This is a genomic window from Hahella sp. KA22, assembly GCF_004135205.1.
GTDB lineage: Bacteria > Pseudomonadota > Gammaproteobacteria > Pseudomonadales > Oleiphilaceae > Hahella.
Genome location: NZ_CP035490.1, coordinates 1,046,189 through 1,063,861 on the forward strand (window position 1 = coordinate 1,046,189; position 17,673 = coordinate 1,063,861).

Genomic DNA, 17,673 nt, shown 5'->3' on the forward strand with positions numbered 1-17,673 from the left:
TGTTCTCGCCGCCGGCGCGGAAGGAATTGCATCCTATGTCCTTGAATCAAGATATCGCTCAGTCGGGCGCTTCAGCCTGTGCGCTTCCTTCTCAGGAATGGCATGAGCGGATGGCTGATGTTTTGGCGCAGCAAGGATGGGGCGTCTTTGACGATCTGATTCCGCTGGAGCTGGCATCCCGTCTGCGACAGGAGGCGGAATTCATGTATACCGAAGGCGGTTTTAGCCCTGCTCATATTGGACGTGCGGAAGACCGACAATTGAATGACTCCGTGCGGCGCGACTGGTCATGTTGGCTGGATGGGCGCAGTGAGACGCAGCAAGAGTTTCTGCTCTTTCTGGAAAATGTGCGTCAGGCTCTGAATTGCACTTTGTATCTGGGCTTGCAGGAAGTGGAAGCGCATTACGCGGTATACGAGCCGCAGGCGTATTACCGCCGTCATGTGGACAACTTTCGCGGCCGCAGCCCCCGTAAGGTGACGCTGGTGCACTACCTGAATCAGGACTGGCTGCCAGATGAAGGCGGTGAGCTGGGTTTATACGATGGCGGTAACGGCGGTCTCATCGCGGATATTACTCCCGAGATGGGCCGGACAGTGATCTTTCTCAGCGAGGATTTCCCTCACGAAGTCAGACTGACTCACCGCGCCCGCTGGAGCATCGCCTGCTGGTTGCGCACCAACTCATCGCCGTTCTGAAGCCCGCGCGTCCTTGCGGAGCCTTCTTCTGATTGGGGAAATAACTATCTGGGTTATTTGCCCAGCAGGATTTTGCTGAGATGGAGTTGCTCGTCGACTTTATCCAGCAATTCTTCATCACTGGGCGGCGTACGCGGATCTAAGCGCGCTACGCAGCGGCCTTCGCCATTCACCAGAAACTTCTCGAAATTCCAATGTATGTCCTCGCCATCGCCGATGAGCCACTGGTAAAGCGGGTGCCGTCCCGGGCCGTTCACCTCTATCTTGGCGGTCATGGGGAAGCTCACCTGAAAACGCGTAGAGCAGAACGCGTGAATAGCGGCTTCGTCGCCTGGCTCTTGCCCGCCGAACTGGTTGCAAGGCAGTCCCAATACCACTAACCCATCGTCCCTGTACTCTTCATATAGCGACTGCAGCTCTTCGTATTGAGGCGTCAGACCGCATTCACTGGCGACATTCACCAACAATAGCGTTCTGCCTTTGAACTGCTCCAGCGGCAGGTCGGCGCCATGAATATCTTTGACGGTGAAATCGTAAAGCGTCGTCATAGTTGGATGTCCTTATGTTGCTCTGGATGTTTGGGGGCTGAACCCTTATCCGCCGTAGCGACGGCGGGGTCCGTTTTGGCGTTGGCGGGGCCGGCGATTGCCAGCAAGGCCGCGCTGCCGGCGCCGCATGAAATAATGGTGCGAATGGCGGCTTCCACTTTGATATCCGGCCTTAGCGTCACTGCTTCGCCTGGGACGTGAAAAACAAAACCGGTTGTAGGGTTGGGACCTGTGGGGACAAAAACTGTGTAGCGGCCGTCGTCGTGTGTGCTGGTGACAATGGCGGTGACGCTGGTCGGCGTTGATGGGCCGAATATTTTGACTTCCGCCACGGCGCCGGATCTGAATGGCGAGTTTTTCTTATCGCCCAACAACTGGGTGACGATCTCCTTCACCATTTGATAGCCCGGCGCGATACGGCGTAAATGAACGTCAAATCGTGAATGCAGATAGCGGCCGATGCTGGTGGCGGTAAGGCTGCCAACCAGGATGCACACGATTGCGATCACCAGGATGACGACCATGTCGCCGACCACTTCCGGCGCCGATACCATACGGATGACGATATTGGTGATAGGTTGAATCAGGTCTGTGACGGCGCGGAAAAGCCAATTGAAGAATAGCCCCAATATGGCTAGCGGTAAGAGTACGATAACGCCGCCGATAAAGGCGTTGCGCAATAACAACTTCAGTTTTGTCATAAAGGTTAGAAATTACAGTCCCAGTCGGGTGATTTCGATTTTCGGACAGCGGTCCATGACGACTTTGATCCCCGCATCCATGGCTTTCTGCGCCGCCTGCTCGTGAATGACGCCCAACTGCATCCACACGACGCCGGCGCCAATGGCGATAGCGTTGTCGACGATGTCGGGAACCGCATCCGGGCGGCGAAAGATATCCACCATGTCTACAGGAACGGGAATGTCGCGCAGGCAGGCGTAAACGGTCTCGCCCAGTAAGGTGGAGCCTTCCAGCGCAGGGTTGACGGGAATGACCCGATATCCCTTGTTTTGCAGAAATAGCATGACATGGTGACTGTCGCGACCCGGTTTATCGCTGGCGCCGACCATTGCGATAGTGTGTACGCTTTTCAATATTCGACTGATTTCGGCTGCTGAGGGCATGGTGTCGTTGGCTCCGCTGATAAGCTGTCAGCATTATGCGGAGCGCCGCCGCCCCCTGCAACTGCACTCAGGTTACTTGGGATTTTTCGGCTGTAGTCTCAGCAGCTCGCCCATCTCTGCGGCTGGCAGGGGTTTGCTGAACAGGTAGCCTTGGTAGTAGTCGCATTCGTTTTCTTTCAGGAACTCCAAATGCTCAACGGTCTCCACGCCCTCCGCCACCACCTCAAGGTCCAGGTGAGCGGCCATGGCCAGAATAGTGGAGACAATGGCTGCGTCATTCACGTCGCTGTTAATGTCGGTGACGAATGAACGGTCGATTTTCAGGCAGTCGACAGGCAGCCGCTTCAGATAACTGAGGGAAGAATAGCCGGTGCCGAAGTCATCCAGGGAAAAGCGAACGCCGAGACCTTTAAGACTGAGCATCTTGTTGATGGTGTCTTTGACGTTCTGGATAACCACGGACTCAGTCACTTCCAATTCTATGCAGTGCGCAGGGAGTCGAGTCGCTTGCAGAATTTCTATGATCTGTTCAACAAACTCCGGCTGATAGAACTGTTTGGGACTGACGTTGATGGCGACGCGCATATCCTCTTCCCACCAACCTTTGTCCAGCCACTCCTTCACCTGCATACAGGCCTGAGTGAACATATCCAGGCCGGCGGTGAGAATCAGGTTGGAGTTTTCCAGCACGGGGACGAATTCATCGGGAGTAATCAGTCCTCGTTGCGGATGGTTCCAGCGTATCAACGCCTCCGCGCCGATAATGCGACCGTCGGTGACGCTGACCTGGGGCTGGTAGTAGAACATCAGCGCTTTGTCTTTTACCGCCGTACGCAACTCGTTTTCGATACTGAGACGCTTGCTCACCGCATCCGCCATCTCTGCTTTGAAGATGGTCATTTTGTTGCGGCCTTCATGTTTGGCCTGGAACAGCGCCGTGTCGGCGTAGCGCAGGATGACTTCCGTGTTGGCGTCTTTGTCTGGATACAGCGCCACGCCCATGCTGGCGGTTACGGTGAATTCCTGAGTGTTGAAAAAGAACGGGGAAGACAGTTCTGAGAGGACTTTCGCCGCGATCAGGTTGGCGTTTTGCTCCGCTTCCTCCGGCGTGCGCCCCAGTTCGGGCATGATCACGGTGAACTCATCGCCCCCCAGGCGGCCGACGGTAATTTCTTCATCCAGACAGTTGCGCAGATTTTTCGCCACATTACGCAATAGCTCATCGCCGACCGAATGCCCCAGGGAATCATTGATATTCTTGAAGTTGTCCAGATCGATCAGCAGCAGCGCGCCGTAGGCTCCATGGTTGCGGGAGCGGGCGATGTCCATGGTGAGACGGTCATAGAACAGATTGCGATTGGGCAGCCCTGTGAGTGGGTCATGAAAGGCCAATTGTTCCACGCGGGATTGCGCCTCGACTCTGTCGGTGATGTCCACGGACACGATCAGCGCGCAAGGTTTGCCGAAAAAACGGAAGGGGATTTTGTTGCTCTGCAGGATGCGACGGCGGCCATAAATATCCGTGAGGCCGTGCTCGGGAATGAACATGACTTTCTGCTTATCGATGACCTCTCTGTCTTCGTTATCGAAGCGCACGGACTCCAGGTTGGAAATCAAATGGTGCAACGAGTGGTGGTCCGTTCCCTCGATTTCTGTGATATTGCGATCGTAGAAGCTTGCGAGCGCCTGATTGACGAAGACAAACGCGCCGTTGCGATCCTTGGCGTAAATCAGGTGGGGAACCGTATCGATAATCTGCCGGGTCTGGCGTTCACTGTCGCGCAAAGTCTCTTCCGCCTCGCGACGTTCTTCCAGGCGTTTTTGTAAGGTCTCAAGAAACTGGTTTCCGATCTGCGCCAGATAGCCCAGCTCATCGCCGTCATGGCTGCGAGGAAGACGCAAACGGCGGTCGCCGGGATCTTCCGGGTTCACCTCGGAAAAGCTGGCGGCGAGAGAAATCAGCGGTCGCGTGATCATGTAATAAAAGGCGATAAACAACAGCAACACCAGCACCATGTTGCGCACGATGCCGATGATCAGTACGTAATAGGCGCGATTAAAGAAGGGCTCCAGGGCTTTGTCCATATTCACCACCACTTCCATGCGGCCGGTCTGGAGCTGGTGGTAGGACTCCATCTGCAGCGCGATAGGATAGGTGCGATAAATCGCGCCGATGCTGGACGTAATCCAGCCGGTGTTGGAGTCGGCGACAGGCTTGGCGCCTTCAGCGAGGGTTTGCCCCAGTTCGTCGACGATCAGCACCTGATGAACATAATCATATTGCATGAGGCCGGTGACGACTTCTTCCGCCAGGCGAGCATCCAGAGTGTGAACGGCGCGTACGGCGGGAGGACGGGCGGCTTGCAGCACGCGCTCAATAAAATCCCGAAAATCCTTCTCATGACTCAAATAGTCGAAATACACCTGTATGGAGCTGAGCAGGCCCCCAAGGATAAAGGCCAGAATGACTCCGGCGCGCGCCAGTTTGAAGGATATACGTCGATGAAACTTCAGTGTCATGTCTGAAACTGCGTCAGGCGCATCCCTCGACATGATCGGTGCGGCGGTGAGAAGGGATGCTGAGTCAATGTTATCTAATCAGTATAGTCGGAAAATCTACGGCGCCGGCTAACGGGAAACATTGGATTTTCAGGTTATTGCAGCGGGCTCTATTCTTCCGCTGCGCAAGCGGTCGTAATCGCGTTGAGGATGTCTTGCGCACTGAGCTTACGGTAGTCCCTGCCTTCGGTTTCTGCTTGTTTAATCAGATCCATCAGTGTCCGATTAACCGGACAGGGAGCGCCTAACTTGTCCGCCAAGTGCGTTACTTCGCCATTGATGTATTCCACTTCCGTTTTTTTACCAAGGCGAAGGTCATCCTGCATGGAAGAGCCAGCGTCGGGATCAATGGCCAGCGCAGCATTGGCGATAAGGCGGAACAGCGGCGTCGGAAGATGCAGGAGATAGGGCGACAGTTCAGGCACAATCGCGCCCAGCCGAACGGTTTGGAAGCCTGCCTGCTCAATCACCCTTAACGCTTCCCGCTGCGCCGCCGCCAGTGCTTTACGATAACCGGGGTTGAGCAACATGGTGCGCAAAGGTAGTCCCGATAAGGCATTAATGGCGTTGTTGAGGTTGAGCAACAACTTACTCCACTGCACCGGCTCCATCCGCTCGTGAATATCCAATGGCAGTCCGCCCGCCTTGAAATCTTTCTGAATCTGCTCTGAAAAGGGGGAGGCCTGTATGGCTAAATGGCCGGATGAGACTTGCCGAAGATCGCCAGGATGGGGCTGTATCACGTTGAATGGGACCATCCCGGGAATAATCTTATGGGGTAAGCGGGCTTTGAGCTGTCCGGCATTTCGGACTCCGTTCTGGAAGCTCACAATAATGGCGGATTCCGGGGCGTGACGACGCAGAACTTCCGCCGCGCTGGCCGTATCCTGGCTTTTTACCGTCACTAATATACAGTCGGCGTTAGCCAGAACGGAGGGATCATCGCCGAAATGAAGCTGTGCGCCATCGAAGTAACGTCGTCCGCCTTTGAGGTTGCGTAGATGCAGGCCTTCCTGAGCAATGAGGTGTGCTTGCGTCGAGCGGCCAACGAACCAGACGGGATTGCCGCCTGCCTGCAGCATTCCTCCCAAAAAACTGCCTATTGTTCCTGCGCCGAGGACGGCGTACCTCATCTTTCTACTCCTTTTGTTATTTTTCAGTATGCTGAGCGGCAGATTTTGTCCGGATATTCGGACGCAGGCAGACACTTTTTGGTGACGAGTTCTATCTCCTTTTAATTGCCGCCATGCGCAAGGGGAGCGGGCATTAGAGTGCATACCCTACAATGAATGTAGCACCAAAAACAGGATAATAAAATTAATGGCAGGCTCATGCAGGGAACAAATTCAAGGAGTTACAAATTATATGCGTAATATTGCTCCCCTGGTCAAAATGCTGAAATGCTATTTCAGATTAAGGTGTAAAAATTTCAGACGTATATTTCCGCTTTTGTTAAATACTTTACAAAACCCTTGTAAAGTTTATTGAGTCATAAATTAATATAAAAATAGATATATATAATCTAATTTATTATAAAGGTTATTTGGAGGGGGCGACGGTGGAGGCTCTGTAATGGGAACAGAAGAAAAGCTAATAAATTCAATGGATAAGAGGCTTTGTCAATAGCTCTGACTACAGCTCTCCCTGAAGGAGAGAAGCGTCGGCGATAAATAGAAGACTATTTAGCGCCGACAAATTGTTTAAGTTCCTGACAAATCGCGTCAGCTTCAGCCTGTAATACCAGACAACGAAATTTGTTGCCTGCAGTCATTGCGCGGTTAAGTTGTTCCATTTTGCTACTGTATAAACGCTCTAAGCGTTTGTTGTAGTGTGAAATTTGGCTGGTCATTGCAGTTACCTCCAAAATTTCTGTCTGTAATACTTTCGCCATGATCCTTGCTCACTATATCGGCAGTTTTACTCTCATCTATAGATAAGCAAAATGCTTGCCTATCTCCCTTTACTACAGCCTTTGGACTTTAACTACTCTGTCTCTTCAAAAGGCTCTCTTACTTTTAGAAAGCGCTGAACCTTGATAATTCCCTTGATTGAAAATTGTTGTGAATTATTGCCATAAGAAAAGAATTTGCAACCTTACAACATACTTTTTTACAGCGCTCAACCAAGGGAGGAATGAGCAAAACCTTATTTATTTAGTAGTTTAGACAAAGTTTTTAATAAGTCAGTTAAAAAATGCACAATAATTTAAAAATTTCGGAAATTACCTAAGTTACAAATTGTTTTCGATAGAAAATCAATATGAAGACTATGTGTTTATACGCACATATAAACGTATATGAGAGGAAATGAAGTGGTACGGAAGTGCAAATAAATCAATGAGTTGGCCGCACTTCCGTAATTATGAAGGGCTTACTTGGCGCTGAGATGTTGACGGAGTTCTTCACTGAGATGAATATTTTCATCGGCGCCTTCAACTGATTTATGAGTGTCTTCCAATAGATTCTGTGTACGGTGATTGAGTGAATCGAGCTCTTGTGAAAGATGGTCGAAATCCCGAGCGACGCCTTTTGCCGCCTCCGCACTTTCAGTGGCGGAACTCATTAATTGATTGAGATTGCGAACGGTTTCACTGGCGATGGTGACGCTGCTGCCTATGACTTCGGACACTTCCTGCTGCTTCTGGATGACGCGTCCGGAAATGTCGGTGATTTTCTTTATTTCACTTTGTATTTCTTCCGCTGACTCGTTGGCGGTGGTCGCCAATTGGCGCACTTCGTCCGCGACGACGGCGAATCCTCTGCCGTGCTCACCCGCGCGGGCGGCTTCGATGGCTGCGTTGAGAGCGAGCAGGTTGGTTTGGTCAGCGATCGCTTTGATGGATTCGACTAGCTGATTGATCGTTTTGTTGCTTTCTTCCAGGGAGGACAGTAGATCAGTAAACTCATTGATGTAGCGCGATGAGGCTTCGATATTTGAGGACAGTTGTTTGATGTCGGCCACACTTTGCTGGGTGGTGTCGACGGTGCCCACCGCCACTTCCACGGACTGTTCCGTCACTCCTTTAATTTGTGCGGAGTGATCCATAAACGCTTCCAACTGATGGCAACTGTCCTGAATCTCAGACAGTCGCTTTTCCGTGGATTTCTTTACTTTGACGGCATTGTCGTGGATCGATTTCGCCATGGCCGCAGGGCTCTTCTCCATAAGCCTGTCTAGCAATTCCGCTTTGCGCTCCAACTCCCGCAAGCGTGAGTTGTCTATGATGGTCTGGTCGTCATTTGCGCGTGGTTTGCCGAATCCGAACATATTCTTATCCGCCTGTGGTCATGTTTTTGGTCATCGCCCGATTTTAGCGGGCCTGCGCCAGTGGATGGCGTCAAGGAGTATTCTTGAGTGTAGACGCAGGCGGTAAATTTCGCCTGCGCAAATCTATTTAAAATTCATAAAGATGAGGGGTCAGTATTGCGGTCCTTTCTCTGAATTTACAGGCGTCAGAACGCCATCCAGCGATGACCAGAATACGCAATTGCGACCATAAGACTTGGCCTGATAGAGCGCTTTGTCCGCAAGCTCCAGGAGTTGTTTAGGGGGCATGGTCTCTCTGGGAACGCCACTGACCCCGCCAATACTGATTGTGACGGATACTGGGTCCGATAGATTCCAGACAGCGCATGCCGCCACCGCTTTGCGTAGTTTCTCCGCCAGGGCGGCGGCTTCCTCCGCATCGACGCCGGGCAAAATGATGCCAAACTCTTCTCCCCCATAGCGAGCCAGGACATCGCTGTTGCGTTGTAATTGGCGCATCAGAGTTTGTGCGGTTTGCACCAGACATTCGTCTCCAACCAAGTGGCCGTAGCGATCATTGACCCGCTTGAAATGATCGATATCGATGAGCAGGAGCGATATGGGGTAGTTCAAGCGAGAGGCTCGCCGCAAATCGGCGTTCAGAATCTGATCGAAGTAACGGCGGTTTTTGACGCCTGTCAGACCATCTTGAATCGTCAGCTCGGTCAGGTATTTGGCCTGTTGTGACAGCTTTATGATGCTTAATACAGCGACTTCGTATTCGTGACGGGGCAGGGTGGAGATCCAGCTCATGCCCAGGCCGAAAGTCATCAGTAGAAAGCCTACCGCGCCAGGTTGGGTGGTGTAAGGGGAAAACAACGCCAGAGTCATGGGCGCCAGCAGGCAAATGATGAACAGATTCACCATGCGACCCAGAATCGCCAGAGATGCGGCTCCACCGGCGCACAGTCCGAGAGTACAAGTAAGAAACAAAGGGAAGTGTGGTGCAAAAGGCGTAGGAAGCACCGATAGCGCAGCGATACCGCCCCACAGACCTGCGCTGAAGCTGGCGCCGAATAATAGAGGCATATAAGAAGCCTCCTTCCCTACTTCAAGCTTACGCATGAACTGGTGCATCGCGTAATAACGATAGCCTGATACGGCGATGATCAGCAGGGCGACATAAGCCAGCCAAAGAGATTTCTCTGGCGTGGGTGAGCTGAACATGATCGCCGCGGAGATGAACACCCAGGTTGCGGGATAGAACAGGATTCCGGGGCGCTGGCGGTTGGCCAGGTCACGTTTGCGTTGCTGCTCCAGTTCATCTCGCAACTCCGGCGGGAGGTCCCGTTTATTTGGCGAATTGCGATGGAAGGCGAATCCTCGCATGGGATGTTCCCAATAGGAGTAAATTTTTGACTATAAGCGCATACTGCTACTTTTTCACGCCTTGAAACGCGCATGCCGGTTCCTCTGTCTCGACCCGACGGATGGATGGCGTACAATGCTCCGGGCAGCCTGCGGATAATTTAAATATTAGCCGCTTTCCCCGCATAGAGCGCGCTGCAGGACTAGAAAAAGAGAATGACGATTATGACGACCCCTCCCGGAAAGGCCTTAAAACTTGGCGAGCAGCTTTGTTTCGCTCTTTACTCCACTTCGTTGGCGATGAGTAAACTCTATAAACCCCTATTGAGCGAGTTGGGACTGACCTATCCGCAATATCTCATCATGCTGGTGCTTTGGGAGCAGGAAGGGGTGACCTCTTCGGAGCTGGCGAAACAATTGACCCAGGATCTCGGCGCTCTGAGCCCTGTGGTTAAGCGTCTGGAAAAAGAGGGACTGCTGCAACGCAAACGCTCAACGGAAGATGAGAGAGTCGTGCGTCTGTTTTTAACGGAAGCGGGAAAACAATTAAGGGACTCTGCGGAAAGCATTCCAGAGCAAGTGTTGTGTATGTCTGGATTAGGAATGGATGAAGCGAAGGCGTTGCGGAAGCAACTGGAAGAGTTGCGTCAGGCGTTGTCAAAGCGCGATAAGTTAGAGTGAGGCGCTGTTGCAAGTTAAAGGTTGAAAGATAAAACAAAGCCGGCGTTGCCGGCTTTTCTATTTAAGCGAGAATTATGCCGCTTTACGGCGACGGGACAAGCCGAAGCCAGCCAGACCCAGGCCAATCAGCGCTACTGTCGCAGGCTCTGGAACATCGACAGTTTCGATGGTGACATGTCTCAGTTTGAAGTGGTCATTGTATGAAGACCAGCTCTCGCCGAAGGCAGGGTTGTATGCGCCAATCAACCAGAATTTGGATGCGATGTCCGTGCCAGTAGCAGTTTCGTTTTTCTTGGTGTCGGCGTAGTTGCCCGCTACGCTCCAGCCGTCGCCCAACAGATCGTTCCACTCTTTGTCATTCAGGTCATAAGCGGAAGCGCCGCCAGTGTAGGCCAGAATGGAAACGTCAGAGTCGGAGTAATACCAGCCGTTCTTGAAAGAGCTCAGGTTAACGGCTTCAGAAAAGGACAGCATGAGCATGTCGTAGTCGGCGCCGTAGCCGCTGTCGTTGTCAATGGAATGCTCAGGAGAGGCGCAACGATCAGCTCTGTACTCGTCGTCGTTACAAACGCCCAGGCCGTCCCAACGTCCCAGACGCGCATCTTCGAGTTTGTTGTCGGAAGAACCTTTGGTGTCGCTCCATGCGGTGACAGTCAGGCCCAGGCCGTCTTTAGAGTAAGAAATAGAGTTGTTGTAGGAACCGTAAGCAACGCCATCATTCAGGTCCCAGGAGATAGTGCTTGCGAATGCTGAGGAAACCGCCAGCCCGGAGACCAGTACGCTTTTTGCGATAAATTTGATCATGTCGTTACTCCATTAAGAAATATCTTTGAGGTTGTAGTGAAATTCTGGCTCATTAGATAGCAATAGGCGTGCCACATGTTTTAAAACAAAGAGTTAGGTGTATTGTTAAGGTTGATTGTGTAAAGGAATATGACGCTTTGTCTCGCCCAATAAAGTAGGTCTACGATAACTTTCTTTGTGCGTGGCCTTGGCGCGCAAGGCCTTCGGGGCGGATTGCATTTTTAGTGCGGTAGACTATTTTTTATACATGTGTAAAGGGAAATAGTGGGTGAAATTTCCCTGGTCGCTGATGCCTCTTCGATTCTGCTGGAGAACGCGCGATTGACGCCACGCTTGCCTGCGCCGACAAGGATCGAAGACCGGCCCGCAATGCAATACGGGGGAGGGATGTATGGGCAAGTCGATAGTTGTCTGCTGCGACGGTACTTGGAATAGACCGGAATCCGAACAGGATGTGAATTGTCATCCTACGAACGTGCTCAAACTGGTGCGCTCTATTACGCCTTGTTACCAAGGGGCGCATCAGGTGGTGTTCTACGATATGGGCGTGGGTGTGAACGGTTTGTGGGACCGTTTTGTTGGGGGCGCGTTGGGTGCAGGACTGGCCGATAATGTCATGGATGCTTATCGCTTTCTGGCTAATAACTGGTCGGAAGGTGATCGCATTTATCTGTTTGGATTCAGCCGCGGCGCCTACACTGTCAGGTCTCTCGCCGGCTTCATTCATTTATTCGGGTTACTGCCGAAATATGAAATGAAAAATTTCCCTTTAGCCTACAGCTATTATCGCACCCAGCCAGAGGAACGTGAGCAGTTGGCGCAGGCCTACACTGCCCGTCGCTTGATTGATCTGGTGGAGAGTCAGAATCGGCGCGTGGAAATTGAGTTCATGGGGGTGTGGGACACCGTTGGCGCGTTGGGCGCTCCCATTACGGGTTTGCGCGCGCTGTCCCGACGCTGGGTGGGGTTCCATGACACGCAGTTGTCCGATACGGTGAAGTTCGCCGTGCAGGCTCTTGCGATTGACGAGTTGCGCAAGCCGTTCTCCCCGGATCTGTGGACTCATCATCCTGACGCTTCCGAGCTGCGCCGTGACCGGGATAACCAGCGCATATTGCAGGTTTGGTTGCCGGGTAGCCATTCGGATGTGGGAGGCGGTTACAGTGAAGCGGAGTTGTCAGATTTGACCCTGGCGTTCATGAGTGAACAAGCCAGGGCTCATGGCCTCTACTCTGACCCGTCCATGGTGATGTCCACCGCTGAGGAGCATCGCGAAATGGGCTCCTTACATGATGAATTCAACGGCATTTATTCTGCTATGGGCGAATTCTGTCGTCCGATTGGTCCCCAGCAGCGAGAAGAGCTTGGGTTAGAACTGGGGGTGAATGAGAAAATTCATCACTTTGCGAAAGTAAGGTCGGACAATAAAGGCGCAGGGCTCAATAAGGGCAACTTGTACGCCGCATTCAATGATCATGTTCCGCTGTTCTATCCCCGTAGATGTGAGCGCATTCTTGTGGATGAAGCCGCAGTGAGCGCGACGCTTACCGGAACGGGAGAACTTTGCCGGGTGCTGGATTATTCCGGCGCTGGCGCCCGTTTGGAGGCGGTCGGCGCTATCAGCGAACACAATCGCGTTACCGTTCGGCATCCGTTATGGGGTGAGCGGTTTGCGGAAGTGAAATGGCGTAATGGACAAGAGGCGGGATTGGCATTCGCCGCATGACGGATTAAGCGGTTCCGTTCCTTTGCGCCTGGAGATCAGCGTGGCTCCAGAGCGTAGAAATGGGTCAAAAGGAAAGGAGCGCGAAGGACAGTGAGCAGCAGCCTGGACGAACGGATCAAGAGCCATCAGCACATTCGTAAACGCCGCACACTGATGACTTTTGGGTCTTACCTCCTCACCTTTGCCGTCGCCATGGCGGGATGGTCGTCTGGCTTGCTTGAACTGCGCTATGCGATGCATTTTCTCATCATGAGCGTCGCCATCAACGGCGGTTTTTATCTGTGCTTTCTGAGTAATTGGAATTTAAGCCGTAAGGATCCCAATCTTACGGAAGAGCAGATGCTGGTCTCGTTATTCCCCCCGCTGTATATCATGTACTTCATGGATGACAATCAGGCCCGCAGCGCGGTGGCGATGGTGGCTATTATCCCTTTGTTATACGGTATCCTCGGCATCGACACTAAGCGTTATATTCGTGTTGCTGCAGCCTATTTCGGAGGTTATCTGGGGCTGCTGTGTTTGTTGTTATGGTTAAAGCCGCGCCTGGTGACGCCAAACTCTGAATTTGTACTGTTGACTGCGCTTTTCATGGTGATGGCGCAAATGGCTCTGATCGGCGGCTTTATCAGTAAATTACGTGCGAGCCTCAGGGTAAAGAATCATCAATTGAACGAAGCGCTGGAAAAAATCAGCGTGATGGCGAGTACGGATGAGTTAACCGGGCTCTGTACTCGACGTGAACTAATGAAGCAATTATCCAATGAGATCAGTCGTTGCCGGCGTAGTTCAGGGGCTTTGTCTCTCTGTTTGCTGGACATCGATCACTTCAAGCGCATCAACGATTCTTATGGTCACCAGGCCGGTGACGCCGTGCTGAAAAAAGTGGCGGAAACCATGCAGTCCCTGGTGCGCTCCATCGATTGTTTGGGACGCTATGGTGGCGAGGAGTTTTTGCTGGTTCTCCCGCAAACCCCTCTCGACGGCGCTTTCATTACGGCTGAGCGACTGCGACGGGCGGTGATGGATATTCCCTTTCCAGAAGTCGCGCCGGAGTTTCGCGTCACCATATCTCTTGGCGCGGCGGAGCTGGAAGAGGGAGAGGCCATGGAAGCCTTGATCGCCAGAGCGGATCAAGCCTTGTATGCGGCCAAAGGCGCGGGACGTAATCGAGTGGTATCCGCGGAGCAAACCGCGGACACCGTGCCCTAAAACAGCTTAATATCAGTCGCTGACTGCAATGCCGCTGGGAACCTGGCTGGGAATCAGTTTACGGAGATTAAGACTGTCCGTATCCGTTAACGTGTGCAGAAAGGCGATTAATGCGCTGACTTCCGCATCGGATAACGGGTTAGGGCGCAGCTCGTTGTTCTGAGCGATCTTGTCCCGTAACGAAACATCCTCATACCCCTGAAAGTCAATCTCGTCCAGGTCGCTGCGCGAGGGCATCAACACTTGCGATCTGTCGTAGTTGTCCAATGACTCCAGCGCATTCAGGTGATGCCTGACGACGCCCTCCAGTGATGCATAAGCGCCGCTGTGGCCGTATGGGGCAGTATGCGCGACGTTACGCAGCGAGGGCGTTTTGAACTTGGCGAAATCGCTCTGTTCACGACTGGCTTCCGTCCGACCGCGATCCTCTAACGGCATGCGCACCTCCGGTCCGGGGCCAATCTGTGGCATGGCGATGTTATGGAAGCTGTGGTCGGTCTGGAATTTACCGCTATGACAGCTGTCGCAACCCGCCGCGCCATAGAATAAATTCATACCTTCCACTTCCTTCGGACTGAGTGCGTCGACATCGCCTCGCAGATACTGATCAAAACGGCTGTTATCGGCGCGAAAGGCGCTGGTTTCAAAGGCGGCGATGGCGTTTGCATAATGGGCGATCTTGATATCTTCAGGCAGACTGATGTTGGGATACGCGGCCTGGAATAACTCGACATATTCGGGAATGGCGCGGATGCGTTTTAGGTAGCCCTCCCAAATGGGACGGAAGCGACCATTGCCGGGGCGGACGGAATCGGCGATTTCATTCTCGCCGCGCTGCCCGATCATTTCATTGAGGTTGGCGATGGGAAACAGCGCCTGTCCGGCCAGGACGTTATCCAGTCCACCTGGTTTTTCCGGGCCGGCCGGAATACTGATTTCGCTGGGCTTGTCTGCATTGCCCTCCATGATGCCCTGCCAATTGAGATGGATGAACTCCCGCGCGCCCAGGTTATAAAGGTGTGGCGCATGTCGGCCTATACGACCGGGCACGGCGTCGTCGCCGGAACCTGTGGTGCGATAAGGACCAATAAAACGCCCACCTTCGCCAATGCCCAAAGACAGACCATCCGTTGTGGCGAGCAGTGGGTTATGACAGGTGGCGCAGGATATATTGCGATTGCCGCTCATGATCTTGTCGAAAAAGAGCATGCGCCCCAACTCATATTTAGCCGGAGCCGGATCGCCATTATCGTAGTAATCCGAATCGACGACAGGCATTGGTAAAGGCCCGGCAAAGGCGCGTGCGCTGGTTAAGATAGTAAGTGCGATAGAACGACGTAAGAGATTATTTTGATTGGAATGAGTCACAGCATTCTCCCTGTAAAAGCTGTCGCAGTAATACTCCCTCTGCTTTGTATTATTTGTTGTTAGCTTGTATGAGGCGACGCGGGTTTTAGCGTCATTTTTCGTATTTTGGTTAACCCGGAGCCTCTGAAATTGATCCGACTTTGTATTTTTGGTGGCGTAGCTCTCCTTTGCTTTCTCGTTAGGTAGGTGTATGCGACTTTATTAAAATGAATTTTCTTTGTAAACAGAATGTTACGTTTCTTTCAGGAGGCCATCGGCTCCCGTCAGATGAGGCAATTCCTGACTCAATATTTAGCTTGGCGGCGGTAACGTCGCCTGATCGCTAAGAAAATCTATAAAGGCTTTTATTCTGGCGCTGGTGAGGCGGCGGCTGGCGTGTAGGGCCCAGACTTCCACTGGTGGGGTGGGCAGGCGTCCCCAGTCGACCAGGGTTCCGTTAGCCAGATCCTGCGCGATTAAAGCATAGGGCAAGATGGCGACCAAGCCGCCAGTTAGAACAGCGTCGCGCTGCATCAGCGGGGAGGGCAGGCGTAGGGCGCTGCGAAGCAGGTAAGCCCGTTCGTTTGGGCCATCCAGTACGCGTAGCGTGCGCTCGTCTGGCGTGCTGGAGCGAGTGACCGCTGGTATGGGAACCGTTTCATCACGGGGGCGCGACATCCCGGCCCGGGCCACGAGGTGTTGGACGTTGCGCAGTATGCAGCGTCCAACGAGTTGGCTATCCGGGCGGGGATTGACGCGAATGACGACATCATATCCTTCTTCAATCAGGTCCACTTCGCGCTCTTCCACCGTCACTTCCAATTGGATTTCCGGATAGGCCTGCGCAAATTCGGCGGCGCGACGTCCCATCACCATATGTCCAAACATCATCGGGCAACTGACGCGCAGGCGGCCGCGGGCAGGAGCGTGGTCGTGGGTCAATGCGGTCACCGCTTCATGCAGATCGGCCAGTAGGTCGCGTGTTCGCTCGTGCAGCCATCGTCCTTCTTCAGACAAGGCGAAAGCCCGATTGTCGCGGTTGATCAGACGAATCCCCAGCTGATCCTCTAATCCTCGAACCTGTCGGGAGAGCGTGGCCTTGGGTTTGCCAGAAGCCTGTTCCGCTCGACTGAAACCGCCATGGCGCGCGACGAGGTCGAAGTGAGCCAATGCGTCCAGGACAATTGGGTGTTTCATTTATGGAACGCTCCGTCGGAATACTGGTTATTTATTCTCATTTATGGGATGACCTATTCTACCGGAGTTCCATTCACAGGGCGCAAGCAGACGGCGCTTAAACCCCGGCGCGTAGCGGTTGTTGTATCGCGCCTGTCGTAAGTTGTTTGAGTTACAGAGGTGTAAAAAGATGTCCCGAGACCAAAACGAACTCTTCACCAACCATCCCGTCAGCCCGGCCGACCTAGCCGTAGTAGACGCCATACGCCAGCAAACCGCTCCTTTCAAAGGCATGCTCAATGGGCCGCAGGCCCGTGACAGCTATAATCAGATGATAGAAGAAACGCCCGCCGCCGCTGGAGTTGAGTATCACCCTGATACCGTGGGCGGTGTACCGGGAGTCTGGGTGCAGGTTAAGAACGCGCTTTCTGACGCCGTTATTCTCTACTTGCACGGCGGAGGTTATGTGGTTGGTTCAGCGCATGCCTACCGGCATTTTGCCGGGCAATTCGCCGCGCGGACGGGGATCGATGTGTTTATCGCAGATTACGGACTGGCGCCTGAGCATCCGTTTCCGTCAGCGTTGAATCAGGCGAAGGCGGTATACGCGGGGCTGATTGCAGCAGGACGCCAACAGATTGCTATCGTAGGGGATTCCGCCGGCGGCGGGCTCGCTCTCTCACTGGCTGAGCAGATCGGCGCTGACAAAGATGGCGCATATGGGCATGCGCCGGTTTGCTGCGTGACCATGTCGCCATGGACCGATCTGGCTCGAGCCATGAAGAGCGCGCCGACGAGGAGTTCTATCTCACGTATGACGCCGTGGCGGCCTTTGCCGGATATTACCTTGTCGGCCACAATGCAGATGATCCAAAGGTTTCGCCCCTGTATGGTCAGCATTCCGGACTGCCTCCGTTGCAGATTCATGTAGGGACGGCGGAGATACTGCTGAGCGACTCCCTGGCGTACGCAGAGAAGGCGCAGGCAGCCGGAGCTGTAGTCAGCGGGCATGTCTGGGAGGCGATGCCGCATGTCTTTCCTAATGGATTCGCTCAGATTGAAGCAGCGGAACGCGCCATGCAGTTGATGTCTGAGTTTCTTGTTTCTCATTTTTAGGACGAGTCGCGGGGAGCGTCATCGTGGCGCTTGGGCGAAGATTCGCCTCGCCAGTGCTTTTTGACGCTCTT

The 17,673-nt window shown here is 53.2% G+C and carries 15 protein-coding genes and 1 pseudogene; 5 read left to right on the forward strand and 11 right to left on the reverse strand.

Annotated features, from left to right (window positions below; translation table 11 throughout):
• Positions 1-35: 35 nt before the first annotated feature.
• On the forward strand, positions 36-698 hold the full coding sequence (locus tag EUZ85_RS04635) for a 2OG-Fe(II) oxygenase (protein WP_164887179.1): 663 nt from the start codon (positions 36-38) through the stop codon (positions 696-698).
• A gap of 53 nt (positions 699-751) precedes the next feature.
• Here EUZ85_RS04635 and EUZ85_RS04640 read toward each other — a convergent pair whose 3' ends face one another.
• The 8 genes from EUZ85_RS04640 to EUZ85_RS04675 form a co-directional block, all read right to left on the reverse strand.
• Positions 752-1,246: a glutathione peroxidase gene (locus EUZ85_RS04640; protein WP_127968144.1), complete on the reverse strand. Its 495-nt coding sequence runs from the start codon at positions 1,244-1,246 to the stop codon at positions 752-754.
• Entirely contained in the window at positions 1,243-1,947 is a 705-nt protein-coding gene (locus tag EUZ85_RS04645; RefSeq protein WP_127968145.1) for a DUF502 domain-containing protein, read from the reverse strand. Before EUZ85_RS04645 ends, EUZ85_RS04640 begins: the two co-directional genes overlap by 4 nt.
• A gap of 12 nt (positions 1,948-1,959) precedes the next feature.
• Positions 1,960-2,370 (reverse strand): CoA-binding protein, encoded by a 411-nt coding sequence (locus EUZ85_RS04650; RefSeq protein WP_127968146.1) that lies wholly within the window; start codon positions 2,368-2,370, stop codon positions 1,960-1,962.
• 72 nt (positions 2,371-2,442) lie between these two features.
• Positions 2,443-4,890, reverse strand: a complete 2,448-nt coding sequence (locus EUZ85_RS04655) for a bifunctional diguanylate cyclase/phosphodiesterase (protein WP_164887180.1) — start codon at positions 4,888-4,890, stop codon at positions 2,443-2,445.
• A gap of 149 nt (positions 4,891-5,039) precedes the next feature.
• Positions 5,040-6,062 (reverse strand): 2-dehydropantoate 2-reductase, encoded by a 1,023-nt coding sequence (locus EUZ85_RS04660; protein WP_164887181.1) that lies wholly within the window; start codon positions 6,060-6,062, stop codon positions 5,040-5,042.
• Between the two features lie 545 nt (positions 6,063-6,607).
• The gene (locus tag EUZ85_RS04665; RefSeq protein ID WP_127968149.1) at positions 6,608-6,820 is read right to left on the reverse strand and encodes a hypothetical protein; all 213 of its coding nucleotides are present in this window, start codon (positions 6,818-6,820) and stop codon (positions 6,608-6,610) included.
• 479 nt (positions 6,821-7,299) lie between these two features.
• A complete protein-coding gene (locus EUZ85_RS31000; RefSeq protein ID WP_127968150.1) occupies positions 7,300-8,196 on the reverse strand; it encodes a methyl-accepting chemotaxis protein in 897 nt (298 codons plus the stop codon).
• Positions 8,197-8,346: 150 nt separating this feature from the next.
• Positions 8,347-9,564 (reverse strand): GGDEF domain-containing protein, encoded by a 1,218-nt coding sequence (locus tag EUZ85_RS04675; protein ID WP_127968151.1) that lies wholly within the window; start codon positions 9,562-9,564, stop codon positions 8,347-8,349.
• A 204-nt stretch (positions 9,565-9,768) separates the two neighbouring features.
• Between EUZ85_RS04675 and EUZ85_RS04680 the strand changes: the two genes are divergently transcribed.
• On the forward strand, positions 9,769-10,224 hold the full coding sequence (locus tag EUZ85_RS04680; protein ID WP_164887182.1) for a MarR family transcriptional regulator: 456 nt from the start codon (positions 9,769-9,771) through the stop codon (positions 10,222-10,224).
• A gap of 72 nt (positions 10,225-10,296) precedes the next feature.
• Here the strand turns inward: EUZ85_RS04680 and xdp1 are convergent, their stop codons facing one another.
• The gene (gene xdp1, locus EUZ85_RS04685) at positions 10,297-11,028 is read right to left on the reverse strand and encodes an exosortase-dependent surface protein XDP1 (protein WP_127968153.1); all 732 of its coding nucleotides are present in this window, start codon (positions 11,026-11,028) and stop codon (positions 10,297-10,299) included.
• A gap of 391 nt (positions 11,029-11,419) precedes the next feature.
• Between xdp1 and EUZ85_RS04690 the strand changes: the two genes are divergently transcribed.
• Positions 11,420-12,754: a DUF2235 domain-containing protein gene (locus tag EUZ85_RS04690; protein ID WP_127968154.1), complete on the forward strand. Its 1,335-nt coding sequence runs from the start codon at positions 11,420-11,422 to the stop codon at positions 12,752-12,754.
• Between the two features lie 90 nt (positions 12,755-12,844).
• Positions 12,845-13,963, forward strand: coding sequence for a GGDEF domain-containing protein (locus EUZ85_RS04695; protein WP_127968155.1), 1,119 nt, complete (start codon positions 12,845-12,847; stop codon positions 13,961-13,963).
• Positions 13,964-13,975: 12 nt separating this feature from the next.
• On the opposite strand, the gene EUZ85_RS04700 is transcribed toward EUZ85_RS04695, so the two are convergent.
• Together EUZ85_RS04700 and EUZ85_RS04705 are read right to left on the reverse strand one after the other, a co-directional pair.
• Positions 13,976-15,241: a cytochrome-c peroxidase gene (locus tag EUZ85_RS04700; RefSeq protein WP_127968156.1), complete on the reverse strand. Its 1,266-nt coding sequence runs from the start codon at positions 15,239-15,241 to the stop codon at positions 13,976-13,978.
• A gap of 381 nt (positions 15,242-15,622) precedes the next feature.
• Positions 15,623-16,507 (reverse strand): LysR family transcriptional regulator, encoded by an 885-nt coding sequence (locus EUZ85_RS04705; RefSeq protein ID WP_206617996.1) that lies wholly within the window; start codon positions 16,505-16,507, stop codon positions 15,623-15,625.
• A 310-nt stretch (positions 16,508-16,817) separates the two neighbouring features.
• On the opposite strand from EUZ85_RS04705, the pseudogene EUZ85_RS04710 reads away from it, so the two are divergent.
• Positions 16,818-17,602: pseudogene (locus EUZ85_RS04710) on the forward strand (alpha/beta hydrolase).
• The last annotated feature ends 71 nt before the right edge of the window (positions 17,603-17,673 follow it).